Consider the following 24,707-nt stretch of genomic DNA (forward strand, 5'->3'; position numbering starts at 1 on the left):
GGGCGCCCCTTCGAGGGGGGAGGCGGGCGTCAACCGACGCTGCCCTCCATCCCCATCTCGATGAGCTTGTTCAGCTCGAGGGCGTACTCCATGGGCAGCTCGCGCGCGATCGGCTCGATGAACCCGCGGACGATCATGGCCATGGCCTCGTCCTCGGGCAGGCCGCGCGACATCAGGTAGAAGAGCTGCTCCTCGCTGACCTTCGACACGGTGGCCTCGTGGCCGAGCTGGACGTCGTCCACGCGGATGTCGATCGCCGGGTACGTGTCCGACCGCGAGATGGTGTCGACCAGCAGGGCGTCGCAGCGCACGGTGTTGGCGGAGTGGTGCGCGTTGGCGTCCACCCGCACCTCGCCCCGGTAGCCCGCGCGTCCGCCGCCGCGGGCGATGGACTTCGAGACGATGGACGACTGCGTGTACGGCGCCATGTGGACCATCTTCGCGCCGGCGTCCTGGTGCTGGCCGGGGCCCGCGAACGCGACGGAGAGGGTCTCGCCCTTGGCGTGCTCGCCGACCAGGAAGATCGACGGGTACTTCATGGTGACCTTCGAGCCGATGTTGCCGTCGATCCACTCCATGGTCGCCCCCTCGTGCGCGATCGCGCGCTTGGTGACGAGGTTGTAGACATTGTTCGACCAGTTCTGGATGGTCGTGTACCGCACTCGGGCGTTCTTCTTGACGATGATCTCGACGACGGCCGAGTGCAGCGAGTCCGACTTGTAGATCGGAGCCGTGCAGCCCTCGATGTAGTGGACGTAGCTGTCCTCGTCCGCGATGATCAGCGTCCGCTCGAACTGGCCCATGTTCTCGGTGTTGATCCGGAAGTAGGCCTGCAGCGGGATGTCGACGTGGACGCCCTTGGGGACGTAGACGAACGAGCCGCCGGACCAGACCGCGGTGTTCAGCGCCGCGAACTTGTTGTCTCCCGCGGGGATGACCGTGCCGAAGTACTCCTCGAAGATCTCGGGGTGCTCGCGCAGGGCGGTGTCGGTGTCCATGAAGATGACACCCTGCTCCTCCAGGTCCTCGCGGATCTGGTGGTAGACGACCTCGGACTCGTACTGGGCCGCGACGCCGCCGACGAGGCGCTGGCGCTCCGCCTCCGGGATGCCGAGCTTCTCGTACGTGTTCTTGATGTCGTCGGGGAGGTCGTCCCAGGTCTGCGCCTGCTTCTCCGTGGAGCGGACGAAGTACTTGATGTTGTCGAAGTCGATGTCCGACAGGTCGGCACCCCACGTCGGCATGGGCTTGCGCTCGAAGAGCTTCAGCGCCTTCATGCGGCGATCGCGCATCCAGGCGGGCTCGTTCTTGAGCGCGGAGATGTCGGAGACGACCTCGGGCGAGATCCCGCGGCGCGCGGACGCGCCCGCGGAGTCGGAGTCGGCCCAGCCGAACTCGTAGACGCCGAGGCTCTCGAGCTCGGGGCGGTCGATCAGGATGTCTGACATGTGTACCTCGTTTCCTACCCACTGCTAACCGGTCGGGTTCCGGAGTCATTCCCCGTGGGGCGACCCGGAGCACATTCCGGCTGGTCGCGATCGTGGTGATGCGCGGGGGCGGTTGATGTGCGTGCCTGAGATGTCCTAAGGAAGTGCTGCGGCGCGTCATCGGGCCGGTGGTCCCGCACGGCGCCGTGTCCGCGTGGATGCGGGGGTCTCACGTCGTGCCTGAACCAACTACTCATTCTACAGAGGAGCGCCGGGATGGGAACCCGCGCACCTGGGTGTCGGCCGGGTACGACGTCCCGCGCCACCAGACGGTGATGACCATACGGGTGTCGGTGGTCCGTGATGAGGTCGCGGCATGTCGAACGACGATCCGCTCCCGCTCCCCGCCCGCCTGCTCCTGGCCGTCGCCCGGAGAGGACTCCCACCCGCGCAGGCCGACGTCCTCGCCCGACTCGGGGCCGTGCTCGCGCTCGAGCTCGCGCCGATGGCACTGCCGATCGCACTGCTCCGGCTCCGGCGGCACGTGCGCGGCGATCGGCCCGGACGATGACCGCGCCGGCCGGCTTCTCAGCCGACGGGCTGGAGCTCCTCCGCGGCACGGCGGCGCTGCGCGCGCACGGTGAAGAGACGGGGGTTCACGTCCAGGAGCACCCGGACCGTGCCGACCCAGACCAGGGCCGACCCGAGCAGGTGGACGGCGACGAGGGCCTCGGGGAGCGCGAGGAGCGACTGCGCGACCCCGACGAGGGCCTGCAGCACCACGACCACGATGTAGGTCGTCACCCGACGGCGCGCGAGCTCCGAGCCCGGCGAACGGCGCAGGAGCGCCAGCAGCGCGATGCCGAGGACGAGCGAGGCGGTTCCGAGGACACCGTGCACGAGCGTCACGCTCTCCCAGTGGAACCGCATGCGCGGCACCTCGGCGGAGTCGCCGGCGTGCGGGCCTGTCCCGGTGACGAGTGTGCCCACCAGGATCACGAGGAGGGTGACCGCGACCAGCGCGATGCTCACCGACCGGGTGAGGGCATCGGGCTCGAAGGCGGTGGACTGCGAGCGGTGCGCCCGGTGCCAGGTGAGCGAGGTCGTCGTGAGCAGGGCGATCGCGAGCGCGAAGTGCCCGGCGACGATGTAGGGGTTGAGCCCCGAGTGCACCGTGGCGCCCCCCGCGAGAGCGTTGGCGACCACCAGCCAGAACTGCGACCAGGCCAGTCGCGTCATCGTGCGGTCCCGGGGCTTCTGCAGGCGTGCGGCCGTGATGGCCCAGCCGACCGCCACGATCAGTACTCCCGTGAACGCCCTGTTGGTGAACTCGATGAAGCCGTGGATCCCGAGCTCGGGCGTCGACGTGAGCGAACCCGCGTCGCAGGCGGGCCAGGTCGGGCAGCCGAGTCCGGAGCCCGTGAGGCGCACCACTCCCCCGAAGAAGATGATCAGGATGCTCGCCACGAGTGCGGCGGTGGTCCCCCAGCGCAGCGCGCGGGGCGACAGCGTGACCCGCTCGGCGAGGAATGAGAAGGGCGTCACCATCAGAACGGCAGCAGGGGATCGACGCCGACGGCGAGGAACAGCAGCGTGAGGTACCCGATCGAGCCGTGGAAGACCCGCATCGGAGAGACGTGCTCGTGACGGATCGCGAGGCTGTACAGGCGGTGCGTCTCGGCGATGAACCAGACACCGCTCGCGAGGGCGACGACCGTGTAGACGAGGCCCATGCCGGCCACGGGGATCAGCAGCAGGGAGCACGCCACGGTCGCCCAGGCGTACAGGATCACCTGCAGTCCGACGATGGTGCGGCCGCGCACCACGGCCAGCATCGGCACTCCGGCCGCCTGGTAGTCGTCGCGGTACTTCATCGACAGGGGCCAGTAGTGCGGCGGGGTCCACAGGAAGATGACCGTGAAGAGGATCACCGGCGCCCAGTCGAGCGAGTTCGTGACGGCGGCCCACCCGATGAGCACGGGCATGCAGCCCGCGATCCCGCCCCAGACGATGTTCTGCGGCGTGCGGCGCTTGAGGAACAGCGTGTAGAAGACGACGTAGATGAGGATCGCCGCGAGGGAGAGTCCCGCCGCGAGCCAGTTGGCGGTCAGACCGAGCCAGACGATCGAGAGCACGCCGATCGTGGTCGCGAAGACGAGCGCCGCGCGGTCCGAGATCTCCCCCGTCACGAGCGGACGGTTCTTCGTCCGGTTCATGATGCGGTCGATGTCGCGATCGAAGTAGCAGTTGAACGCACCCGCCGAGCCGGCGCTCAGGGCGCCGCCGATCAGGACGTTGAGCACGAGCCGGAGATCCGGGATCCCGCCCTGGGCGAGGATCATCGTCGGCGCCGTCACCACGAGGAGGAGCTCGATCACGCGAGGCTTCGTCAGCGCCACGAAGGCCCTCACCTTGCGCGCGAGGGCCGCTCTGGACGGCTCGCCCCGCTCGATCGCGGTGGTCTCTACGGCTACGTCCATTGCTCCTCTAACGTTCGACAATCCCGAACGAGTGTAATGCGCCCGGCCTGGGCACGGGCCCCGTTCGTCGAGTCCGTCACAGCGCTCCCCGCGCATGCACGCTTGCCCAAACGACTCCCTACATATGCGACCCCGCAACCCCCGGTCGTGAGGACACCCCCCTCCGTATACTCGGGACTGCTCGCCAGAGCGCCCGGTACGCACCCGAGCCCGCCCGACCGATCGGTCGTGTCGAGGCCCAGAGGGTCGTCGCCGGGGCATCGTGCCGAAGTCGTCGCGCGGCGTGCTCCACCATGCGAGAGGACGGACGGTCTGCGTCTGCCCCACGTCTCGAGAAGGGTCAGTACCAAGTGTCAGAACTGCAATGGGAATCCATTGACGAGAAGGCAGTCGACACGGCGAGGGTCCTCGCCGCGGATGCCGTGGAGAAGGTCGGCAACGGCCATCCCGGAACCGCCATGAGCCTCGCTCCGGCCGCGTACCTCCTCTTCCAGAAGGTCATGCGCCGCGACCCGTCCGACAGCACCTGGATCGGCCGCGACCGCTTCATCCTGTCGGTCGGACACTCGTCGCTGACCCAGTACGTCCAGTTCTACCTGGGCGGCTACGGTCTCGAGCTCGACGACCTCAAGGCGCTGCGCACCTGGGGATCGAAGACCCCCGGCCACCCCGAGTACGGCCACACCGACGGCGTCGAGATCACCACCGGGCCGCTGGGCCAGGGCCTCGCCTCGGCCGTCGGCTTCGCCTACGCCTCGCGCTTCGAGCGCGATCTGTTCGACCCCGAGGCCGCCGCGGGCACCTCGCCGTTCGACCACTTCGTCTACGTCATCGCCGGCGACGGCGACCTGCAGGAGGGCGTCACCAGCGAGGCCTCCTCGCTGGCCGGCCACCAGCAGCTCGGCAACCTCGTCGTGATCTACGACTCCAACCAGATCTCGATCGAGGACGACACCAACATCGCCTTCACCGAGGACGTCAAGGCGCGCTACGAGGCGTACGACTGGCACGTCCAGGTCGTCGACTGGAAGAAGACCGGCGAGTACCACGAGGACGTCGCCGAGCTCCACGCCGCGATCGAGGCCGCGAAGGGCGAGACCGACAAGCCGTCGCTCATCATCCTGCGCACGATCATCGGCTGGCCCTCGCCGAAGAAGCAGAACACCGGCAAGATCCACGGCTCCGCCCTCGGCGCCGACGAGCTCCGCGGCCTCAAGGAGGTGCTCGGCTTCGACCCCGAGAAGACCTTCGACGTGGCCGACGAGGTCATCGAGCACACCCGAAAGGCCGTCGAGCGGGGTCAGGCGCAGCACGCCGAGTGGACCGAGCAGTTCGACGCGTGGGCCACGGCCAACCCCGAGAAGAAGGTCCTGCTCGACCGCGTGCTCAGCGGCGACCTCCCCGAGGGCGTCGAGGACGCGCTGCCCGTGTTCGAGCCCGGCAAGGAGGTCTCGACCCGCGCCGCGTCGGGCAAGGTCATCAACGCCCTCGCCGGCGTCGTCCCCGAGCTGTGGGGCGGGTCCGCCGACCTCGCGGAGTCGAACAACACCACCATCGAGGGAGCGGGCTCCTTCGTGCCGTCCGAGTTCTCGACGCACGAGTGGACCGGCAAGAAGGGCGGCCGCGTGCTGCACTTCGGCATCCGCGAGCACGCCATGGGCTCGATCCTCAACGGCATCGTGCTGCACGGCAACACGCGCCCCTTCGGCGGCACCTTCCTGATCTTCTCCGACTACATGCGTCCGGCGGTCCGTCTCGCCGCGCTCATGAAGGCGCCGGCGATCTACGTCTGGACCCACGACTCCGTGGCTCTGGGCGAGGACGGCCCGACGCACCAGCCGGTCGAGCAGCTGGCCTCGCTCCGCGCGATCCCGGGACTGGACATCGTCCGCCCCGGTGACGCCAACGAGGTGGCCTACGCCTGGAAGACGATCCTCGAGCGCCGCGAGGGTCCCGCGGGCCTCGCTCTGACCCGTCAGAACATCCCGGTGTTCGAGCGCGGCGAGGGCGAGGCCGAGGGTGAGACCTTCGCCCACGCCTCGAACGTCGCCAAGGGTGCCTACGTGCTCGCCGAGGCGCCCGGCGGCACGCCGGACGTCATCCTCATCGCGACCGGCTCCGAGCTCCAGATCGCCGTCGAGACGCGCGAGAAGCTGAAGGCCGACGGCGTCAACGCCCGCGTCGTCTCGGCTCCGTCGCTCGAGTGGTTCGAGGAGCAGGACGCCGAGTACCGCGAGAAGGTCCTCCCCGCATCGGTGAAGGCCCGCGTCTCCATCGAGGCCGGCCTGAGCCTGGGCTGGCAGAAGTACGTCGGCGACGCCGGCCGCTCGGTCTCGATCGAGCACTTCGGCGCCTCGGCCGACTACAAGACCCTGTTCCGCGAGTTCGGGATCACCACGGAGGCGGCCCTCGCCGCCGCCAAGGAGTCGCTCGCAGCCTCCTGAGCCGAAGGCCGCGTCCCCACGGACGCGGCCTTCGCCGTCGGGGCTCCGGCTCCTCCCCCGCATCACCTCCGAACGAAGAAGAGAAGAAGAGACATGACCGAGAACACCCCCACCGCAGACCTCTCCGCCGCCGGCGTCAGCATCTGGCTCGACGACCTCTCCCGCACCCGGATCTCCTCCGGCGGGCTCCAGAAGCTCATCGACGAGAAGAACGTCGTCGGAGTGACGACGAACCCCACGATCTTCGCCGCCGCCCTCGCGAACGGCGAGTCCTACGACGCGCAGGTGCGCGAGCTGGCCGCCTCCGGCACCTCCGTGACCGACGCCGTCTTCGAGATCACCACCGACGACGTGGCCGCCGCGTCCGACGTCTTCCGCCCGATCTACGACGCGTCCAACGGCTACGACGGCCGCGTCTCGATCGAGGTCGAGCCGGGCCTCGCCCACGACGCCCAGGGCACCATCGAGCAGGCCAAGGCCCTCTGGGCCAAGGTCGACCGCCCGAACGCGATGATCAAGATCCCCGCGACGGTCGAGGGCCTCGAGGCGATCACCGAGGTCATCGGCTCCGGCATCTCCGTGAACGTCACCCTGATCTTCTCCCTCGCCCGCTACCGCGCGGTCATCAACGCGTACCTCGCCGGCCTCGAGAAGGCCAAGGACGCCGGCATCGACCTGTCGACGATCCACTCCGTCGCCTCGTTCTTCGTGTCGCGCGTCGACACCGAGATCGACAAGCGCCTCGACGCGGTCGGCACCGACGAGGCGAAGGCCCTCAAGAGCAAGTCGGGCGTCGCGAACGCCCAGCTCGCCTACGAGGTCTTCGTCGAGGCCTTCGCCACGGAGCGCGCGCTCCTGCTCCAGGAGTCCGGCGCGAACCGCCAGCGGCCGCTGTGGGCCTCGACCGGCGTGAAGTCGACCGAGCTCCCCGACACCCTCTACGTGACCGAGCTCGTCGCGGCCGGGGTCGTCAACACGATGCCCGAGAAGACCCTCGAGGCGACCTTCGACCACGGCGTGATCACCGGAGACACCGTCACCGGCTCCTACGCCGACGCGAACGCCGTCCTCGACGCCGTCGCCGCCCAGGGCGTCTCCTACGCCGAGGTCACGGAGCTGCTCGAGAAGGAGGGCGTCGAGAAGTTCATCGTGTCCTGGAACGAGCTGCTCGACACCGTCACCACCGCCCTCGAGGGCGCGAAGGCGCAGGCCTGATCATGTCGATCCAGATCCACGTCAGCGGAGACGCCGAGAAGGCCGTCGACCGCGTCGTGCCCGACCTCGTCGCCGACGAGGTCGCCTCGGGCATCACCGCACAGGTCCCCACGTTCTGGGGAGCAGCCGCGGAGGAGGAGTCGGCCAAGCGCCTCGGCTGGACCGAGTCGACCACCGTGTCCCGTCCGCTGGTCCCCGAGATCCTCGCGCTGCGCGAAGAGCTCTCGGCGAAGGGCATCGACCACATCGTCCTGGGCGGCATGGGCGGCTCGTCCCTCGCCCCCGAGGTGATCACGCGGACGGCCGGCGTCGAGCTGACCGTCCTCGACTCGACCGCCCCCGGTCAGGTGCTCGCGGCGCTGAACGACCGCCTCGCCTCGACCGCCGTCGTGATCTCGTCGAAGTCCGGCTCGACCGTCGAGACCGCGAGCCAGAAGAAGGCCTACGAGAAGGCCTTCACCGAGGCGGGCATCGACCCGCTCGAGCGCATCGTGATCGTGACCGACCCCGGTTCGCCGCTGGACCGGTCGTCCCGCGAGGCGGGCTACCGGGTCTTCAACGCCGACCCGAACATCGGCGGGCGCTTCTCGGCGCTCTCCGCGTTCGGACTCGTCCCGTCCGGCCTCGCCGGCGCCGACATCGAGGCCCTCCTCGACGAGGCGGCGGAGGCGTCGCTCGGCCTCGCGGTCGACTCCCCGGAGAACCCCGGACTCGTGCTCGGCGCGGCGATCGCGGCGACCAGCCCGCGTCGCGACAAGCTCGCGATCGTCGCCGACGGGACCCACATCGTGGGCTTCGCCGACTGGGCGGAGCAGCTCATCGCCGAGTCGACCGGCAAGGACGGCACGGGCATCCTCCCCGTCGTCCTCGGGACCCTCGCCCCCGAGCTCTCGGAGGACCTCGCCGACGTGCAGGTCGTCCGGCTGGTCGACGACGCCTCCGCGCTGCACCTGTTCCCGCGCGACCGCCACGAGGGCGAGATCCTGCTCTCCGGCTCGCTCGGCGCGCAGATGCTGACGTGGGAGTACGCGGTCGCCGTGGCGGGGCGCCTGCTCGGCATCAACCCGTTCGACCAGCCCGACGTCGAGTCGGCGAAGATCGCGACCCGGGCACTGCTCGAGAAGCGCCCCGAGCCCGAGGCCCCGGCGTTCACCGACTCCGGCATCGAGGTCACGGGCAGCCCCGTCGTCACCGAGGGCGTCTCCACCGTCGCCGAGGCCGTCGACCGTCTCCTCGCCCAGCTGGGCGAGGGCGGCTACGTCGCGATCCAGGCCTACGTCGACCGCCTCGCCCTCCCGCAGCTGGAGGGCGTCCGCGACCTCCTCGCCGCGCAGGCGCAGCGTCCCGTCACCTTCGGCTGGGGACCCCGGTTCCTGCACTCGACCGGTCAGTACCACAAGGGCGGCGCCCCGACCGGCGTCTTCCTGCAGATCACCGAGCGCGCGAGCACGGATCTCGCGATCCCGGACAGCCCGTTCACGTTCGGCCAGCTGATCCTCGCTCAGGCGGCAGGCGACGCGAGCGTGCTCGCCGAGCACGGCCGTCCGGTGCTGACGCTCACGCTGACGGATCCGGACGCCGACCTCGTGGCGCTCTTCGAGGCGCTCAACACCTGATCCACCGCGCGCGCCGCTCCGTCCCCGCAGGGGGGCGGGGCGGCGCGCGCGTGATCGCACCCCACCCACCTCGTCACCGAGAGCAGTGCGCCGGAGCATCCGGCACACAGAAGGACACTGCACATGTCTGTGGACATCACCCCCGAGTTCAACCCCCTGCGGTTGAGCTTCGACCGGCGGTTGAACCGGATCGCGGGCCCCAGCGGCCTCGTGATCTTCGGCGTCACCGGCGATCTCTCGCGCAAGAAGCTGATGCCGGCGGTCTACGACCTCGCCAACCGCGGCCTCCTGCCCCCTGGATTCGCGCTCGTCGGCTTCGCCCGTCGCGACTGGGACGACCAGGACTTCGAGCAGGTCGTGCACGACTCCGTCAAGAAGTACGCGCGCACCGAGTTCCACGAGGACGTCTGGGCCCAGCTGGCTCAGGGCATCCGCTTCGTGCAGGGCGAGTTCGACGACCCCGAGGCGTTCACCCGCCTCAAGACCGTTGTCGACGAGCTCGACCGCGAACGCGGCACAATGGGCAACTTCGCGTTCTACCTCTCGATCCCGCCGAAGTCCTTCCCGCAGGTCACCGAGCAGCTGCGCAGCTCGGGCCTGGCGGAGCAGAAGGAGGGCCAGTGGCGCCGCGTCGTCATCGAGAAGCCCTTCGGCAGCGACCTCACCACCGCCCGTGAGCTGAACGCCGTCGTCGAGTCGGTCTTCCCGCCCGACTCGGTCTTCCGCATCGACCACTACCTCGGCAAGGAGACCGTCCAGAACATCCTGGCTCTCCGCTTCGCCAACATGATGTACGAGCCCCTCTGGAACTCGAACTACGTCGACCACGTGCAGATCACCATGGCCGAGGACATCGGAGTGGGCGGCCGTGCCGGCTACTACGACGGCATCGGCGCCGCGCGCGACGTGATCCAGAACCACCTCCTCCAGCTCCTTGCCCTCACGGCGATGGAGGAGCCGATCTCGTTCGACGCCGCCGACCTGCGCGCCGAGAAGGAGAAGGTCCTCGCGGCGGTCCGTCTGCCCAAGGACCTGTCCACCGCCACCGCTCGCGGACAGTACGCCGGCGGCTGGCAGGGCGGTGAGAAAGTGCTCGGCTTCCTCGAGGAGGACGGCATGAGCCCGACGTCGACGACCGAGACCTTCGCCGCGATGCGCCTGGACATCGGCACCCGCCGCTGGGCCGGCGTCCCGTTCTACCTCCGTGCCGGCAAGCGCCTCGGCCGCCGTGTCACGGAGATCGCGGTCGTCTTCAAGCGCGCGCCCCAGCAGCTGTTCGCCGAGAGCCAGACCACCTCGCTCGGTCAGAACGCGCTCGTCATCCGCGTCCAGCCCGACGAGGGCGTCACGATGCGCTTCGGCTCCAAGGTGCCCGGCGCCGGGATGCAGGTGCGCGACGTCACGATGGACTTCGGCTACGGCCACGCCTTCACCGAGGCGAGCCCGGAGGCCTACGAGCGTCTGATCCTCGACGTCCTCCTGGGCGAGCCGCCGCTGTTCCCCCGCCACGAGGAGGTCGAGCTCTCGTGGAAGATCCTCGATCCGATCGAGGAGTTCTGGGAGACCCAGGGCCAGCCCGAGCAGTACCGCCCCGGAACCTGGGGCCCCGAATCCGCCGACGAGCTCCTCGCTCGCGACGGCCGTACCTGGAGGCGTCCATGATCGTCGATCTGCCCGACACCACGACCAGCGAGGTCTCCAAGACCCTCGTCAAGATCCGCGAGGAGGGCGGCGCCGTCGCCCTCGGCCGTGTGCTCACCCTCATCATCGCGACCTCCCGCGGGCACGAGGAGGAGGCGATCGACGCCGCGAACGACGCTTCGCGCGAGCACCCCATGCGCGTCATCGTCGTCTCGAAGGACGACGGTCTGACCACCGTCCCCGTCAACGCCGCACCGCGGGTCGACGCCCAGATCCGGGTCGGCGGGGACGCCGGCGCGAGCGAGGTCGTCGTGCTCCGTCCGTTCGGCGACGCCGCGAACGACGAGGAGAGCCTCGTGACGGGTCTCCTGCTCCCGGACGCGCCCGTCGTCGCCTGGTGGCCGAACAGCGCGCCCGAGAGCGCGTCGAAGTCGCCGATCGGCCGCATCGCCCAGCGGCGCATCACCGATGCCTCGGCCCAGTCGAACCCGGCGGAGGCGCTGCACCACCTCGCCTCCACCTACGCCCCCGGCGACACCGACTTCGCGTGGACGCGGCTCACGCTGTGGCGCGCCCAGCTCGCCGCCGTCCTCGACCAGCCGCCCTACGAGCCCATCACGGCGGTGGAGGTGTCCGGAGCGCCCGACTCGCCGTCGACGATCCTGCTCGCCGCGTGGCTCCAGCTCGAGCTCGACATCCCCGTCGACCACGAGCTCACGATCAGCGCGACCGGCTCCAGCGGCATCCACGGCGTGAAGCTGCTCCGCGCCTCGGGGACCATCGAGCTGGAGCGCTCGGTCCCCAACGTGGCGACGCTGACCCAGCCGGACCAGCCCGTCCACGACATCTCCCTCCCCCGCCGGAGCCTGCGCGACTGCCTGGCCGAGGAGCTGCGCAGGCTCGACCCGGATGACCTGTACGGTGAAGTCATCTCGCGCGGTGTCGACATGCTCACGGAGCAGACCGGCGCCCGCAGCGCTTCCTGACACGGAGCCGACCATCCGCCGATCGGCATTCGAACCCGAAGGAGACCTCTCATGACCACCGAACGTCGAGTGCTCGTCCACCGCGACAAGCAGACCCTCGCCGGGTCGGTCGCCGCCCGCTTCATCACGAAGACGATCGACATCCTCGACGATCTCGGGTCCGCCAATGTGATCCTGACCGGTGGGACGATGGGGGCGGCGACGCTCGCCGAGATCGCGACGTCGTCCGCCTCCGGCAACGTCGACTGGTCGAGGGTCCACTTCTGGTGGGGGGACGAGCGCTGGGTTCCCCGTGGCCACGAGGACCGCAACGACGTCCAGGCGGGCGACCTGTTCACCCGGCTCGACGTCCCCGCCGAGAACGTGCACTCGCTGCCCGCCTCGGACGACGGCATCGATCTCGACGCGGCGGCGGCCCTGTACGACGCGGAGCTGCGCGCTCACGCGACCGAGGGCCGCGACTACCCGCGGTTCGACATCACGTTCCTCGGAGTCGGGCCCGACGGCCACATCGCGTCGCTCTTCCCCGAGCGCTCCGCGATCCGGTTCGCGGAGCCGGGGGTGCTCCCCGTGCGCAACTCCCCCAAGCCTCCGCCGGAGCGCCTCACCCTGACCCTGCCGCTGATCAACCAGTCGGACCGGATCTGGATGGTGCTCGCCGGCGCCGACAAGGCCTCGGCGCTCGGTCTCGCGCTCGCGGGCGCGAACACGAACGAGGTGCCGGTCGCCGGCGCCTTCGGCCGCAAGCGCACCGTCTTCTTCGTCGACCAGGAGGCTGCGGCCGAGGTCCCGGAGTCGCTCATCGCACCGAGCTACTGAGCGGAGCGGGCTGCACGCCCTGCACCGTGGAACGACGAAGGGCCCGATCCGCTGGATCGGGCCCTTCGTCGTTCCGGACGGATCCGGATCAGGAGGGGGTCGCGGTGCCGCGACGGGCGCGCAGCTGCTGCAGCGCCTCCTCGAGGAGCTGCGCCGCTTCCGCCTCGGTGCGTCGCTCCTTCACGTACGCGAGGTGCGTCTTGTAGGGCTCGGTCTTCGCGACCTGCGGGGGGTTGTCTCGATCGCGCCCCGCGGGGAGACCCGACTGCGGGGAGTCGATGACCTCGGGGATCTCGTCCTCGGGGAGGGCCGCCGAGAAGTGGCGCACCGTCTCGTTGCCGAGGGCGTCCCAGTAGGACACCGCCACGCGCTCCGCGTGGAAGCCCCGGTCCTGCTCGCCCATGGGTCCCGCGCCGACGCGCGAACCGCGGATTGCACTGCCGCCTGATGCCATTCCGTGTACCCCTATGCTCCGGTGTCGAACTTGGTGATGAGACCGAGCACCACGATGCACGCCAGCCAGACGAGGCCGAGGATCACGGTGATGCGGTTCAGGTTGCGCTCTGCGACGCCCGAGGCGCCGAGGTTGGAGGTGACTCCACCGCCGAACATGTCGGACAGTCCGCCGCCGCGCCCCTTGTGGAGCAGGATCAGCATGGTGAGCAGGAGGCTCGTGATGCCCAGGACGACCTGGAGCACGACCTGGAGGATGTCCACGCGGTACCTTTCGAAGTTCCGGCGCGTTGCGCGCCCCGTCGAGTATAACGGCGCCTGCGAATCTCCGCGGAATGCGTCCGCCCGTGTTCCCTCCGCTGTATACGGCTGAGAGACGCGACTGCTGGAGTGCGCGAAGGGATGACTACTGGATCGGGGCAGAGGGGATGGCCTCATCGCGGTGCCTTCCCGCGCCCTTCGGGCGCCCGCCGGACCCGAGCCGGTCACCGCGACGAGACCATCCCCTCCGCCCGCGTACCGCGAGTCCCTCCATCAGCCGTTGCGTCGAAGGACCTGGAGACGAAGGTCGAGAGGAGGGGCCCCTTCCGGAGGGCCGATCGAGCAACGGCTCTCGCGTAGCGAGGCCAACCGGCGATTCGCGTGCCAGCGAATCGTCGTGGCCGGACGCAGGACGCTCTGCAGAACGCACCCACCTCGAACAGCCGACTGCGCCACGCCGCGCAAGGAGCGGCGTGGACGACGAGAAGGGGGCGGGCCCATCGGGCCCGCCCCCTTCTCGTCGCAGAAGCTCAGACCCCGACGTGGTTCCGGAACCTCGCGATCGCGGCGAACTCGTCGACCTGGAGGCTCGCTCCTCCGACGAGGGCGCCGTCGACGTCGGGCTCGCGCATGAAGCCGGCGATGTTGCCCGACTTCACCGAACCGCCGTAGAGGATCCGGGTCTTCGCCGCGGTGTCGGCTCCGAGGATGTCGGAGACCACGCCGCGAAGCGCCTTGCAGACCTGCTGGGCCTGCTCGGGCGTCGCGGCCTGGCCGGAGCCGATGGCCCAGACGGGCTCGTACGCCACGACCAGGTCGGCGTCGGCCGGGAGACCGGTGAGGGCCTCCTTCAGCTGCGCGACGGGGACCGCGGACGGCCCGTGCTTCTCGAGGTCCTCGGCGGTCTCTCCGACGCAGACGATCGGTGGAACGCCGTGCTTGACAGCCGCAGCCGTCTTCGCAGCGATGTCCGCGTCCGTCTCGCCGTGGAGCGTGCGGCGCTCCGAGTGGCCGACGATCACGTAGTCGCAGTCGAGCTGCTTCAGGAACTGCCCCGAGATCTCGCCGGTGTAGGCCCCGCTGTCGAACTTCGACAGGTCCTGCGCGCCGTACTTGAGCGGCAGCTTGTCGGAGTCGACGAGGATCTGCACCGGACGCAAGTCGGTGAAGGGCGGGAACACCGCGACCTCGACGCCGTCGAAGTCGTGATCCGCGTCCTTCAGGCTCCACGCGAGCTTCTGGACGAACGCGATGGCCTGGAGGTGGTCCAGGTTCATCTTCCAGTTGCCGGCGATGAGCGGGGTGCGGGTGTCTACTGCCATCCGAGGACCTCCAGTCCGGGGAGGCGCTTGCCCTCGAGGAATTCGAGGCTCGCTCCGCCTCCCGTCGAGATGTGACCGAACTGCCCGTCCTCGAAGCCGAGGGCGCGCACTGCAGCGGCCGAGTCACCGCCGCCGACGACGCTGAGTCCGTCGACCTCGGTGAGGGCCTGGGCGACGGCCTTCGTGCCGGCCGCGAACGGCTCGATCTCGAAGACGCCCATGGGGCCGTTCCAGAACACCGTCTTGGACGCTGCCACGATCTCGGCGAACCGCTTCGCGGTGTCCGGGCCGATGTCGAGGCCGAGACCGGAGGAACCCCACGGGGTGCCCTCGATCGCGTCCGCTGCAGCGGTCTCGTACTCCGCGTCGGCACCGAACTTCGACGCCACGACGACGTCGGTCGGCAGCACGATCTCGACGCCCAGCTCCTGGGCCTTCGAGAGGTAGCCGAGCACGGTGTCGATCTGGTCGGCCTCGAGCAGGCTGGATCCGACCTCGTGGCCCTGGGCCTTGAGGAAGGTGAACAGCATGCCGCCGCCGATGAGGATCGAGTCGACCCGCGGGAGCAGGTGATCGATGACGCCGAGCTTGTCCGACACCTTCGAGCCGCCGAGCACGACCGTGTAGGGGCGCTCGGGCTTCTCGGTGAGCCGGTCGAGCACCTCGAGCTCGGCTGCGATGAGCGTGCCGGCAGCGCTCGGGAGCAGCTGAGCGAGCTCGTACACACTGGCCTGCTTGCGGTGGACGACGCCGAATCCGTCCGAGACGAAGGCGTCGCCGAAGGCGGCCAGCTCCTCGGCGAAGGCGCGGCGCTCGGCCTCGTCCTTGCTCGTCTCCCCCGCGTTGAAGCGGAGGTTCTCGAGCACGACGACCTCGCCCGCGGCGAGACCCTCGACGGCCGCGGACGCGGACTCGCCGACGGTGTCCTCGGCGAACGAGACCGGGGCGTCGAGCAGCTCGCCGAGCCGCTCGGCGACCGGAGCCAGGCTGTACTTCGGGTTCGGCTCCCCGTCGGGGCGCCCGAGGTGGCTCACGACCACGACTCGGGCACCCTCGGAGACGAGCCGCTGGAGGGTGGGCACCGACGCGCGCACGCGGCCGTCGTCCGTGATCGTTCCGTCCTTCAGGGGGACGTTCAGATCGCAGCGGACGACGACGCGCTTGCCTGCGAGGGAGCCCAGCGAGTCCAGAGTGCGGAACGTCACTGGTTCGGGGCCTTAGAGCTTGCCGGCGACGAACTCGGTGACGTCGACGAGGCGGTTGGAGTAGCCCCACTCGTTGTCGTACCAGGAGGCGACCTTGACCTGGCTGCCGATGACCTTCGTGAGGCCCGCGTCGAAGATCGAGGAGTGCGGGTCGGTCACGATGTCGCTCGAGACGATCGGGTCCTCGGTGTACTTGAGGATGCCCTTCAGGTCGCCCTCGGCGGCGGCCTTGTAGGCCGCGTTGATCTCCTCGACCGTGGCGGGCTTCGAGAGCTCGACGGTGAGGTCGGTGATCGAGCCGGTCGGGACCGGGACGCGCAGGGCGTAGCCGTCGAGCTTGCCGACGAGCTCGGGGATGACGAGGCCGAGGGCCTTGGCGGCACCGGTCGACGTCGGGATGATGTTCACGGCGGCGGCGCGCGCGCGGCGGAGGTCGCTGTGCGGGCCGTCCTGCAGGTTCTGGTCGGCGGTGTACGCGTGGACCGTCGTCATGAGGCCGCGCTCGATGCCGAAGTTGTCGAGCAGCACCTTGGCGAGCGGCGCGAGGCAGTTCGTCGTGCAGGACGCGTTCGAGATGATGTCGTGGGTGGCGGGGTCGTAGGTGCCCTCGTTCACGCCCAGGACCAGGGTCGCGACGTCGCTGCCGGTGGCGGGAGCGGAGACGATGACCTTCTTGGCGCCGGCGGTGATGTGCTTGCGCGCGTCCTCCGACTTGGTGAAGCGGCCGGTCGACTCGATGACGACGTCGACTCCCAGCTCGCCCCAGGGGAGGTTCGCGGGGTCGCGCTCCTCGAGCACGATGATGGGCTTGCCGTTGACGACGATCTTGTCGCCGTCGAGCTCCACCGTGGCGTCCAGACGGCCGGTGATGGAGTCGTACTTCAGGAGGTGCGCGAGCGCCTTGTTGTCGGTGAGGTCGTTGACCGCGACGATCTCGAGGTCGCTGCCCTTGGCGAGGGCCGCGCGGAAGAAGTTACGGCCGATACGGCCGAAGCCGTTGATGCCGATCTTTACGGACACAGATTTCTCCTGGTGAGGAAGGGCACCCGGACGGTGCAGTGGAGGGTGGTGACGCAGTGAGGGCGTCCCGGGCCGGGCCCGGGACGCCGACATCGCTACGACAGTAGCAGCAGGCCCGAAGTCTTCTCGCGGGCCTTCTCGAAGCGCGCGGAGACGTCCGCCCAGTTCACGATGTTCCAGAACGCCTTCACGTAGTCGGCCTTCACATTGACGTAGTCGAGGTAGAAGGCGTGCTCCCACATGTCGAGCAGCAGCACCGGAACGGTCGCCGCGGCCAGGTTGCCCTGGTGGTCGTAGAGCTGCTCGATGATGAGCTTCTCGCCGAGGCTGTCCCAGGCGAGGATCGACCAGCCGGAGCCCTGGATGCCGAGGGCGGACGCGGTGAAGTGCGCGCGGAACTTGTCGAACGACCCGAAGGAGTCGTCGATCGCCGCAGCGAGCTCTCCGACGGGCTTGTCGCCTCCGTCGGGCGAGAGGTTGTTCCAGAAGACCGTGTGGTTCACGTGACCGGCGAGGTTGAACGCGAGGTCCTTCTGCAGCTTGTTCACGTTCGCGAGGTTGTCGCTGTCGCGAGCCTCCTGGAGCGCGGCGAGGGCGGTGTTGGCGCCCGTCACGTAGGTGGCGTGGTGCTTGTCGTGGTGGAGCTCCATGATCCGCCCACTGATGTTCGGCTCGAGAGCCGAGTAGTCGTAGGGCAGTTCGGCGAGCGTGTAGTCAGCCATTCGCAATCTCCTGTTCGTGATCGTCGATCTCGAGGGGTCGACCGGCCTCGATCCGCCTTCCCGCGAGGGGGAGAACGGGCGCCGGAGGCGACCTGAGCGACGTGCCCAGTCTAGTGAGGGGGCCCCTTGGCACTCGGAGTCCCTCCGCCGTTCAACCAGCAGACACTCAGCGTTCGCACGACCGGGAGGACCGCGGATCCGCGGGTCAGAGGTCCTGGAGTTCCGGCGGGAGGTTGGCGTCGGTGCCCGGGATGTCGAGCTCGGAGGCGCGCTTGTCGGCCATCGCGAGCAGACGGCGGATGCGTCCCGCCACGGCGTCCTTCGTCATCGGCGGGTCGGCGTGGTGCCCCAGCTCGTCGAGGCTCGCGTCGCGGTGGGACAAGCGCAGCCGACCCGCGTAGCGCAGGTGCTCGGGGATGTCGTCGCCGAGGATCTCCATTGCGCGCTCGACCCGGGCGCAGGCGGCGACGGCGGCCTGAGCGGAGCGGCGGAGGTTCGCGTCGTCGAAGTTGACGAGGCGGTTCGCCGTCGCCCGGACCTCGCGGCGCTGGCGCAGCTCCTCCCAGCTCGCGACGGTCGCCGTCGCGCCCATGAGCGTGAGCATGGCGCTGATGCTCTCGCCGTCGCGGACGACGACCCGGTGGACGCCGCGCACCTCGCGCGACTTGGCCTGCACCCCGAGGCGGCCCGCCGCTCCGACGATCGCCATCGCCGCCTCGTTCCCGGGGCAGATGATCTCGAGCGCCGCCGAGCGGCCGGGGTCGGTCAGCGAACCCTGCGCCAGGAAGGCCCCGCGCCAGACGGCCGCCAGCTCCTCTCGGGAGCCGGTGGTCAGGCGGTTGGGCAGGCCGCGGACGGGACGGCCGCGCTGGTCGAGGAGGCCGGTCTGGCGCGCGAGGGTGTCGCCGCCCTCGACCACGCGGACGAGCCAGCTGGTCGTGCGGCGGGAGCCGCCCGCCGAGACGATGCTCCCCTCGCTGCGGACGCCGTAGAGCTCGGCGAGGTCGCGGCGGACCCGGGTCGCGAGCGGAGCCGAGTCGAGCTCGACCTCCACGGCGAGCCGGTTCGAGATGATGTGCAGTCCGCCGGAGAAGCGGAGGACGGTCGCCAGTTCAGCGGCGCGGACGGTGTTCTTGCGCGAGACGATCGCGACCAGTTCGCCCTTGACGTCTGCGGTGAGGGCCACGGAGTCTTCCTTACGTCGGGTGCGCGGCGGAGCGCGCGGGGATCATTCTCGGCCGAGGTCGCGGTGCGCCACGTTGACGGCGACTCCCGGGAGCTCGGCCAGCCGGGCCGCGATGCGGCCGGCGACGGCGACCGAGCGGTGCTTCCCTCCCGTGCATCCGACGGCGATGGTCGCGTGGCGCTTGTTCTCGCGCTGGTAGCCGTCGAGCACCGGGCGGAGTGCTCGCGAGTAGGAGTCGATGAACTCCTCCGCACCCTGCTGGGCCAGCACGTATTCTCTCACCTCTTCGTCGAGGCCGGTGTGCGGGCGGAGCTCGGGGATCCAGTAGGGATTGGGGAGGAAGCGCGCGTCGGCGACCATGTCGGCATCGGTCGGCAGGCCGTACTTGAAGCCGAAGCTCATGACGGTGACCTGCAGCCCCGCGCGACCCGCCTCCGCGAAGCGCTCGGTGATCGAGGTCGCCAGCTGGTGGATGTTGAGGTCCGAGGTGTCGATGACGATGTCGGCCGATTCACGCAGCTGAGCAAGGCGGGTCCGCTCGGCCGTGATGCCGTCGAGGAGGGTCCCGCGACCCTGGAGGGGGTGGGGGCGCCGCACCTGCTCGAACCGGCGCACGAGGGCTGCGTCGGTGGCCTCGAGGAAGACGACCCGGAGGTCGACCCCCGCGCGCAGCTCGCGGACGATCTCGCCGAGGTCGGCGAAGAAGTCGCGACCGCGGACGTCCACGACGGCGGCGATCTTGGGCAGGGTGTCCCCCGCGCGCTGCGCCAGATCGACGAGCGGCCGCAGCATCTGCGGCGGGAGATTGTCGACGACGTACCAGCCCAGGTCCTCCAGGGCGTTCGCGGCGGTCGACCGGCCTGCGCCGGACATCCCCGTGACGATCAGCACGTCCTGCTGCTCGCTCTCCGTGCTCATGCGGTCTCCGTGCTCGTGTGTGGAATCTCGGGCCCTCGATCGGGGCGCGCCCTGGTCTCCAGCCTAGGGCGTGCCTCCTGCGAGGCCGCCCGTCAGGGGTGCAGGTGGGTGTGGATCGCCGCCGCCAGGGTCGGGCCGATGCCCTTCACCTCGGCGATCTCGGCGTCGCTCGCCTCACGCAGCCGCGCGACCGAGCCGAAGTGCTTCAGCAGGTCGCGGACGCGGGTGCCGCCGAGGCCGGGGACCTCGCTCAGCTGGGAGGAGATGTCGCGCTTGCGGCGCTGCCGCTGGTGCGTGATGGCGAACCTGTGCGCCTCGTCGCGGATCCTCTGGAAGAGGAACAGCGCATCGCTGTTGCGCGGCAGGATCACCGGGAAGTCCGAGTCGGGCAGCCAGATCTCCTCGAGCCGCTTCGCGATGCCGCAGAGCGTGATGCCGGTGACTCCGGATTCGTCGAGCGCCCGCTGCGCCGCGGCGACCTGCGGCTGGCCGCCGTCGACGATCAGGAGGTTCGGCGGGTAGGAGAACTTGCGGCGCTTGGCCTCCCCCGTCTCAGGATCGACCGCCGCGGCCTCCACCGGCTCCTTCAGATAGGCGAGCCGGCGGGTCAGCACCTGGTGCAGCGACTCGGTGTCGTCGGTGGAGTCGGCGATGGAGAACCGGCGGTACTGGTCCTTGCGCGCCAGGCCGTCCTCGAAGACGACCATCGACGCGACGATGTTCGTGCCGCTGAGGTGGGAGACGTCGTAGCACTCCATCCGCAGCGGCGCCTCCTCCATGCCGAGCGCGTCGCGGATGTCCTCCAGGGCCTGCGTGCGCGCGGTGAAGTCGGCGGAGCGGCGGGTCTTGTAGAGCATGAGCGAGTGGCCGGCGTTCTGGGTGGCGGTCTCGAGCAGCGCGGCCTTGTCTCCGCGCTGGGCTGCGCGCAGGCGCACGTTCGCGCCGCGCAGCCCGCTCAGCCACTCCTCGAGCGCCTCCGAGTCCTCGGGCAGCTCGGGCACGACGACCTCCCGCGGTGGGATGTCGCCCGTCTCGTACGCGGCCTGGAGCGCCGTGTCGACGAGCTCCGCGGTCGTCATGTCGAGCTCCTTGTCGACGACCCAGCCGCGCTCGCCGCGGATGCGGCCTCCGCGGACTCGGAACTGCTGCACCGAGGCGGCGAGCTCGTCGTGGACGATCGCGTAGAGGTCGACGTCGACGTTGTCCTTGAGGACGACCGCGCTCTTCGCGAGCACGGCGTCCAGTGCAGACGCCTGGTCGCGGAGCTTCGCCGCACGCTCGTACTGGAAGTCGGCGGCCGCCTCGCGCATCTCCTTCTCGAGCTCGCCGATCATCCGGCGGTCGTGGCTGCCCATGAACGCCACGAAGCGGTCGACCATCGCGCGGTGCTCGGCGAACGTGACCCGGTGCGAGCAGGGTCCGCCGCAGCGCCCGATCTGCGAGGCGAAGCAGGGCTTGCCGCTCTGCATCGCGCGCTTGTAGTTCGAGTCGTTGCAGGTCCTGATCGGGAAGGCCTTGATCATCAGATCGATGGTCTCGTGGATCGCCCAGATCTTGGGGTACGGGCCGAAGTAGCGCGCCCCGCGGATCTTGGAGTTGCGGGTCACCATCACCCGCGGCGCCTCGTCGCCCAGGGTCACCGCCATGTAGGGGTACGACTTGTCGTCCCGGAACTTGACGTTGAAGGGCGGGTCGAACTCGTTGATCCAGGTGAACTCGAGCTGCAGGGCCTCGACGTCGGTGCCGACGACGGTCCACTCGACCCCGGACGCCGAGAGCACCATCCGCCGGGTGCGCTCGTGCAGGCTCGGCAGGGGGGCGAAGTAGTTGCTCAGCCGGGCTCGGAGGTTCTTGGCCTTGCCCACGTAGAGGACCCGGCCCCGGGCGTCCTTGAAGCGGTAGACGCCCGGGAGGGTCGGGATCTCGCCGGCCTTGGGCCGGTAGTCGACGGTCTGCGTCATGCCTCGGTCTGTCCGTCCGCGCCGGTCACTCGAGGATCTCGGCGAGGAACGAGCCGGTGTGGCTCTCGGGCACCTTCGCGACCTTCTCGGGGGTGCCGATCGCGACGACCTGGCCGCCGCCGGCACCGCCCTCGGGTCCCATGTCGATCAGCCAGTCGGCCGACTTGATGACGTCGAGGTTGTGCTCGATGGTGATGACCGTGTTGCCCTTGTCGACCAGGCCGTTGAGCACGAGCAGGAGCTTGCGGACGTCCTCGAAGTGCAGACCGGTGGTCGGCTCGTCGAGCACGTAGACGCTCCGCCCGTTGGAGCGGCGCTGCAGCTCGGTGGCGAGCTTGACGCGCTGCGCCTCCCCGCCCGAGAGCGTGGTGGCGCTCTGCCCGAGCCGGACGTAGCCGAGGCCGACGTCGACGAGGGTCTTCAGGAAGCGGTGGATCGCCGTGATCGGCTCGAAGAACTCGGCCGCCTCGGCGATCGGCATGTCGAGGACCTCGGCGATGCTCTTGCCCTTGTAGTGCACCGTGAGGGTGTCGCGGTTGTACCGCGCTCCCCCGCACACCTCGCAGGAGACGTAGACGTCGGGCAGGAAGTTCATCTCGATCTTGATCGTGCCGTCTCCCGAGCACGCCTCGCAGCGGCCGCCCTTGACGTTGAAGCTGAACCGGCCCGGCAGGTATCCGCGGGCCTTCGCCTCGGTCGTCTCGGCGAAGAGGTTGCGGATGCGGTCGAAGACGCCCGTGTAGGTCGCCGGGTTGGAACGCGGGGTGCGGCCGATCGGGTTCTGGTCGACGTGCACCACCTTGTCGAGGTTCTCGAGACCGGTGACGCGGGTGTGCTTGCCCGGAACCTTGCGGGCGCCGTTGAGCTGGTTGGCGAGCACCCGGTAGAGGATGTCGTTCACGAGCGTGCTCTTGCCGGAGCCCGAGACTCCCGTGACCGCGACGAACGCGCCGAGGGGGAACTCGACGTCGACCTTCTGCAGATTGTTCGCCGACGCCCCGACCACCTTGATGACGCGCTTGCGGTCGATCTTCCGGCGCTTCTCCGGCACCTCGATCGACTTGCGTCCGGAGACGTAGTCGCCCGTGAGGGAGTGCGTGTTCTGGAGCAGCTCGGCGTAGGAGCCCGAGTGCACGACCTTGCCGCCGTTGACGCCCGCGCCCGGTCCGATGTCGACGATCCAGTCGGCGGTGCGGATGGTGTCCTCGTCGTGCTCGACGACGATGAGCGTGTTGCCCAGGTCGCGCAGCTTGATGAGGGTGTCGATGAGGCGGCGGTTGTCGCGCTGGTGCAGGCCGATGCTCGGCTCGTCGAGCACGTAGAGCACTCCTGTGAGTCCGGACCCGATCTGCGTGGCCAGGCGGATGCGCTGCGCCTCACCGCCCGAGAGCGATCCCGCGGCTCGCGAGAGGTTGAGGTAGTTCAGACCGACCTCGATCAGGAAGTCGAGGCGGGCCTTGATCTCGCGGAGCACCTGTGCGGCGATGTGCGCCTCGCGGTCGGTCAGCTCGAGCCGGCCCATGAACTCCTGGGCGTCGCCGAGGCTCAGGTCGGCGACATCGGCGATGCTCGCTCCGTGCACGAGGACCGCGAGGACCTCGGGCTTCAGGCGCGTGCCCTTGCAGACCGGGCACGCGACCTCGCGGAGGAACTCGGCCCAGCGCGAGCGCTGGACGTCGGTCTCGGCCTGCACGTACTGCCGCTCGATGTAGGGCACCACGCCCTCGAAGCCCGACGTGTAGCTCATCTCACGGCCGTAGCGGTTCTTCCACTTGACCTTGACCTCGAAGTTGTCGCCGTGCAGGACGGCCTGCTGCACCTCGGAGCTCAGTCGCTTCCACGGGGTGGACAGCGAGAACCCGAGATCGCGCGAGAGGCCGTCGAGCAACTTCTCGTAGTACTGGAAGAGGCCCTTGCCCTGCGTGGTCCAGGGGATGATGACGCCCTCGGCGATGCTGAGGTCGGGGTCGCCGAGCAGGAGCTCGTCGTCGACGGACATGCGGGTGCCGAGGCCGGAGCACTCGGGGCAGGCGCCGAAGGGCGCGTTGAACGAGAAGGTGCGCGGCTCGATCTCGGTGAGCGAGATCGGGTGGTTGTTGGGGCAGGACAGCTTCTCGGAGTAGGTGGTCCACGCGCCGTCGCCCTCGCCGTCGACGAAGTTGATCTGCACGATGCCGTCGGTGAGGCGCAGCGCGGTCTCGAGCGAGTCGGTGAGGCGCCCGAGGATGTCGGGGCCGGCGACGAGGCGGTCGACCACGACCGAGATGTCGTGCTTGAACTGCTTCTTGAGCGTCGGCGGATCGCTGAGCTGGATCAGCGTGCCGTCGACCATGGCGCGCGAGTAGCCGCCCGCGGTGAGCTCCTTGAAGAGGTCGACGAACTCGCCCTTCTTCTGCGAGACGACGGGACTCAGGATCTGGTACCGCGTGCCCTCGTCGAGCTCCATGAGCTGATCGGCGATCTGCTGGACGGTCTGCGCCGAGATCTTCTCGCCGCAGACGGGGCAGTGCGGAACTCCGATGCGCGCCCAGAGCAAGCGCATGTAGTCGAAGATCTCGGTGATCGTGCCGACCGTCGAGCGCGGGTTGCGGTTCGTCGACTTCTGGTCGATCGACACCGCCGGGCTGAGGCCCTCGATGAAGTCGACGTCCGGTCGGTCGACCTGACCCAGGAACTGACGCGCGTACGCGGAGAGCGACTCGACGTAGCGGCGCTGCCCCTCCGCGAAGATCGTGTCGAACGCGAGCGAGGACTTGCCGGACCCGGACAGGCCCGTGAAGACCACCATCGAATCGCGTGGGATCTCGAGGTCGACGTCCTGCAGGTTGTGCACCCGGGCGCCGCTGACCACCAGCTTCGAGACGGAGTCGTCCAGCTGGGAGACGAACCGGTGGGGGTGGTGGGAGTGCTCGGAGGGAGCGGGAGCAGGGTCTTTGACAGCGTTCGAGATCGACACCTCGAAAGTGTATGCGGAGCCACCGACATCGCCGGCTGGCGTTCGCTGGGCGCTGATCCGCCCCCTCCGAGCTTG

The 24,707-nt window shown here is 69.4% G+C and carries 20 protein-coding genes; 7 read left to right on the plus strand and 13 right to left on the minus strand.

What is annotated here, in order from left to right:
- Positions 1 to 29: 29 nt before the first annotated feature.
- Positions 30 to 1,448, minus strand: coding sequence for a Fe-S cluster assembly protein SufB (gene sufB / locus IOC53_RS01415; protein WP_207402608.1), 1,419 nt, complete (start codon positions 1,446 to 1,448; stop codon positions 30 to 32).
- Positions 1,449 to 1,803: 355 nt separating this feature from the next.
- Between sufB and IOC53_RS01420 the strand changes: the two genes are divergently transcribed.
- Positions 1,804 to 1,998, plus strand: coding sequence for a hypothetical protein (locus IOC53_RS01420; RefSeq protein WP_207402609.1), 195 nt, complete (start codon positions 1,804 to 1,806; stop codon positions 1,996 to 1,998).
- A gap of 17 nt (positions 1,999 to 2,015) precedes the next feature.
- On the opposite strand, the gene IOC53_RS01425 is transcribed toward IOC53_RS01420, so the two are convergent.
- Together IOC53_RS01425 and IOC53_RS01430 are read right to left on the minus strand one after the other, a co-directional pair.
- A complete protein-coding gene (locus IOC53_RS01425) occupies positions 2,016 to 2,975 on the minus strand; it encodes a heme A synthase (protein ID WP_207402610.1) in 960 nt (319 codons plus the stop codon).
- Positions 2,975 to 3,907 (minus strand): heme o synthase, encoded by a 933-nt coding sequence (locus IOC53_RS01430; protein WP_207402611.1) that lies wholly within the window; start codon positions 3,905 to 3,907, stop codon positions 2,975 to 2,977. Before IOC53_RS01430 ends, IOC53_RS01425 begins: the two co-directional genes overlap by 1 nt.
- 350 nt (positions 3,908 to 4,257) lie before the next feature.
- Between IOC53_RS01430 and tkt the strand changes: the two genes are divergently transcribed.
- From tkt to pgl, 6 genes are all read left to right on the plus strand, one after another.
- Positions 4,258 to 6,351: a transketolase gene (gene tkt / locus IOC53_RS01435; protein ID WP_207402612.1), complete on the plus strand. Its 2,094-nt coding sequence runs from the start codon at positions 4,258 to 4,260 to the stop codon at positions 6,349 to 6,351.
- 93 nt (positions 6,352 to 6,444) lie between these two features.
- Positions 6,445 to 7,566 carry a transaldolase gene (gene tal / locus IOC53_RS01440; RefSeq protein WP_207402613.1) on the plus strand — a complete coding sequence of 374 codons (1,122 nt, stop codon included), beginning with the start codon at positions 6,445 to 6,447 and terminating at the stop codon, positions 7,564 to 7,566.
- 2 nt (positions 7,567 to 7,568) lie between these two features.
- Positions 7,569 to 9,182 (plus strand): glucose-6-phosphate isomerase, encoded by a 1,614-nt coding sequence (locus IOC53_RS01445; RefSeq protein WP_207402614.1) that lies wholly within the window; start codon positions 7,569 to 7,571, stop codon positions 9,180 to 9,182.
- A 123-nt stretch (positions 9,183 to 9,305) separates the two neighbouring features.
- Positions 9,306 to 10,844, plus strand: a complete 1,539-nt coding sequence (zwf, locus tag IOC53_RS01450) for a glucose-6-phosphate dehydrogenase (protein ID WP_207402615.1) — start codon at positions 9,306 to 9,308, stop codon at positions 10,842 to 10,844.
- Positions 10,841 to 11,809, plus strand: a complete 969-nt coding sequence (locus IOC53_RS01455; RefSeq protein WP_207402616.1) for a glucose-6-phosphate dehydrogenase assembly protein OpcA — start codon at positions 10,841 to 10,843, stop codon at positions 11,807 to 11,809. The genes zwf and IOC53_RS01455 overlap by 4 nt, the downstream gene beginning before the upstream one ends.
- Positions 11,810 to 11,860: 51 nt before the next feature.
- Positions 11,861 to 12,628, plus strand: a complete 768-nt coding sequence (gene pgl, locus IOC53_RS01460; protein WP_207402617.1) for a 6-phosphogluconolactonase — start codon at positions 11,861 to 11,863, stop codon at positions 12,626 to 12,628.
- A gap of 88 nt (positions 12,629 to 12,716) precedes the next feature.
- Here pgl and IOC53_RS01465 read toward each other — a convergent pair whose 3' ends face one another.
- The 10 genes from IOC53_RS01465 to uvrA all read right to left on the minus strand — a co-directional run bounded on the left by IOC53_RS01465 (position 12,717) and on the right by uvrA (position 24,551).
- The gene (locus tag IOC53_RS01465; protein WP_207402618.1) at positions 12,717 to 13,082 is read right to left on the minus strand and encodes an RNA polymerase-binding protein RbpA; all 366 of its coding nucleotides are present in this window, start codon (positions 13,080 to 13,082) and stop codon (positions 12,717 to 12,719) included.
- Positions 13,083 to 13,093: 11 nt separating this feature from the next.
- Positions 13,094 to 13,345, minus strand: a complete 252-nt coding sequence (secG, locus tag IOC53_RS01470; protein WP_123733087.1) for a preprotein translocase subunit SecG — start codon at positions 13,343 to 13,345, stop codon at positions 13,094 to 13,096.
- Between the two features lie 527 nt (positions 13,346 to 13,872).
- On the minus strand, positions 13,873 to 14,664 hold the full coding sequence (tpiA, locus tag IOC53_RS01475) for a triose-phosphate isomerase (RefSeq protein WP_207402619.1): 792 nt from the start codon (positions 14,662 to 14,664) through the stop codon (positions 13,873 to 13,875).
- On the minus strand, positions 14,655 to 15,869 hold the full coding sequence (gene pgk / locus IOC53_RS01480; RefSeq protein ID WP_207402620.1) for a phosphoglycerate kinase: 1,215 nt from the start codon (positions 15,867 to 15,869) through the stop codon (positions 14,655 to 14,657). Before pgk ends, tpiA begins: the two co-directional genes overlap by 10 nt.
- Before the next feature lie 12 nt (positions 15,870 to 15,881).
- A complete protein-coding gene (gene gap, locus IOC53_RS01485; protein ID WP_107575247.1) occupies positions 15,882 to 16,889 on the minus strand; it encodes a type I glyceraldehyde-3-phosphate dehydrogenase in 1,008 nt (335 codons plus the stop codon).
- A gap of 95 nt (positions 16,890 to 16,984) precedes the next feature.
- The gene (locus IOC53_RS01490) at positions 16,985 to 17,611 is read right to left on the minus strand and encodes a superoxide dismutase (protein ID WP_207402621.1); all 627 of its coding nucleotides are present in this window, start codon (positions 17,609 to 17,611) and stop codon (positions 16,985 to 16,987) included.
- A gap of 205 nt (positions 17,612 to 17,816) precedes the next feature.
- Positions 17,817 to 18,797 carry a DNA-binding protein WhiA gene (whiA, locus tag IOC53_RS01495; protein WP_207402622.1) on the minus strand — a complete coding sequence of 327 codons (981 nt, stop codon included), beginning with the start codon at positions 18,795 to 18,797 and terminating at the stop codon, positions 17,817 to 17,819.
- Between the two features lie 42 nt (positions 18,798 to 18,839).
- Positions 18,840 to 19,715, minus strand: a complete 876-nt coding sequence (gene rapZ, locus IOC53_RS01500) for an RNase adapter RapZ (protein ID WP_207402623.1) — start codon at positions 19,713 to 19,715, stop codon at positions 18,840 to 18,842.
- Positions 19,716 to 19,807: 92 nt separating this feature from the next.
- Entirely contained in the window at positions 19,808 to 21,676 is a 1,869-nt protein-coding gene (uvrC, locus tag IOC53_RS01505) for an excinuclease ABC subunit UvrC (protein WP_207402624.1), read from the minus strand.
- A gap of 25 nt (positions 21,677 to 21,701) precedes the next feature.
- Positions 21,702 to 24,551 carry an excinuclease ABC subunit UvrA gene (gene uvrA / locus IOC53_RS01510; protein ID WP_207402679.1) on the minus strand — a complete coding sequence of 950 codons (2,850 nt, stop codon included), beginning with the start codon at positions 24,549 to 24,551 and terminating at the stop codon, positions 21,702 to 21,704.
- Positions 24,552 to 24,707: the final 156 nt, after the last annotated feature.

This window comes from Rathayibacter sp. SD072 (genome assembly GCF_017355185.1).
Lineage (GTDB): Bacteria > Actinomycetota > Actinomycetes > Actinomycetales > Microbacteriaceae > Rathayibacter.

What these genes read in the sequence shown, in the direction of transcription:
- IOC53_RS01430 (WP_207402611.1), bottom strand. Translation starts at nt 3,907, where the DNA reads ATGGACGTAGCCGTAGAGACCACCGCGATCGAGCGGGGCGAGCCGTCC.
- rapZ (WP_207402623.1), bottom strand. Translation starts at nt 19,715, where the DNA reads ATGAGCACGGAGAGCGAGCAGCAGGACGTGCTGATCGTCACGGGGATG.
- uvrC (WP_207402624.1), bottom strand. Translation starts at nt 21,676, where the DNA reads ATGACGCAGACCGTCGACTACCGGCCCAAGGCCGGCGAGATCCCGACC.
- pgl (WP_207402617.1), top strand. Translation starts at nt 11,861, where the DNA reads ATGACCACCGAACGTCGAGTGCTCGTCCACCGCGACAAGCAGACCCTC.
- IOC53_RS01425 (WP_207402610.1), bottom strand. Translation starts at nt 2,975, where the DNA reads ATGGTGACGCCCTTCTCATTCCTCGCCGAGCGGGTCACGCTGTCGCCC.
- IOC53_RS01465 (WP_207402618.1), bottom strand. Translation starts at nt 13,082, where the DNA reads ATGGCATCAGGCGGCAGTGCAATCCGCGGTTCGCGCGTCGGCGCGGGA.
- IOC53_RS01420 (WP_207402609.1), top strand. Translation starts at nt 1,804, where the DNA reads ATGTCGAACGACGATCCGCTCCCGCTCCCCGCCCGCCTGCTCCTGGCC.
- zwf (WP_207402615.1), top strand. Translation starts at nt 9,306, where the DNA reads ATGTCTGTGGACATCACCCCCGAGTTCAACCCCCTGCGGTTGAGCTTC.
- sufB (WP_207402608.1), bottom strand. Translation starts at nt 1,448, where the DNA reads ATGTCAGACATCCTGATCGACCGCCCCGAGCTCGAGAGCCTCGGCGTC.
- tpiA (WP_207402619.1), bottom strand. Translation starts at nt 14,664, where the DNA reads ATGGCAGTAGACACCCGCACCCCGCTCATCGCCGGCAACTGGAAGATG.
- IOC53_RS01455 (WP_207402616.1), top strand. Translation starts at nt 10,841, where the DNA reads ATGATCGTCGATCTGCCCGACACCACGACCAGCGAGGTCTCCAAGACC.
- IOC53_RS01490 (WP_207402621.1), bottom strand. Translation starts at nt 17,611, where the DNA reads ATGGCTGACTACACGCTCGCCGAACTGCCCTACGACTACTCGGCTCTC.
- IOC53_RS01445 (WP_207402614.1), top strand. Translation starts at nt 7,569, where the DNA reads ATGTCGATCCAGATCCACGTCAGCGGAGACGCCGAGAAGGCCGTCGAC.
- tal (WP_207402613.1), top strand. Translation starts at nt 6,445, where the DNA reads ATGACCGAGAACACCCCCACCGCAGACCTCTCCGCCGCCGGCGTCAGC.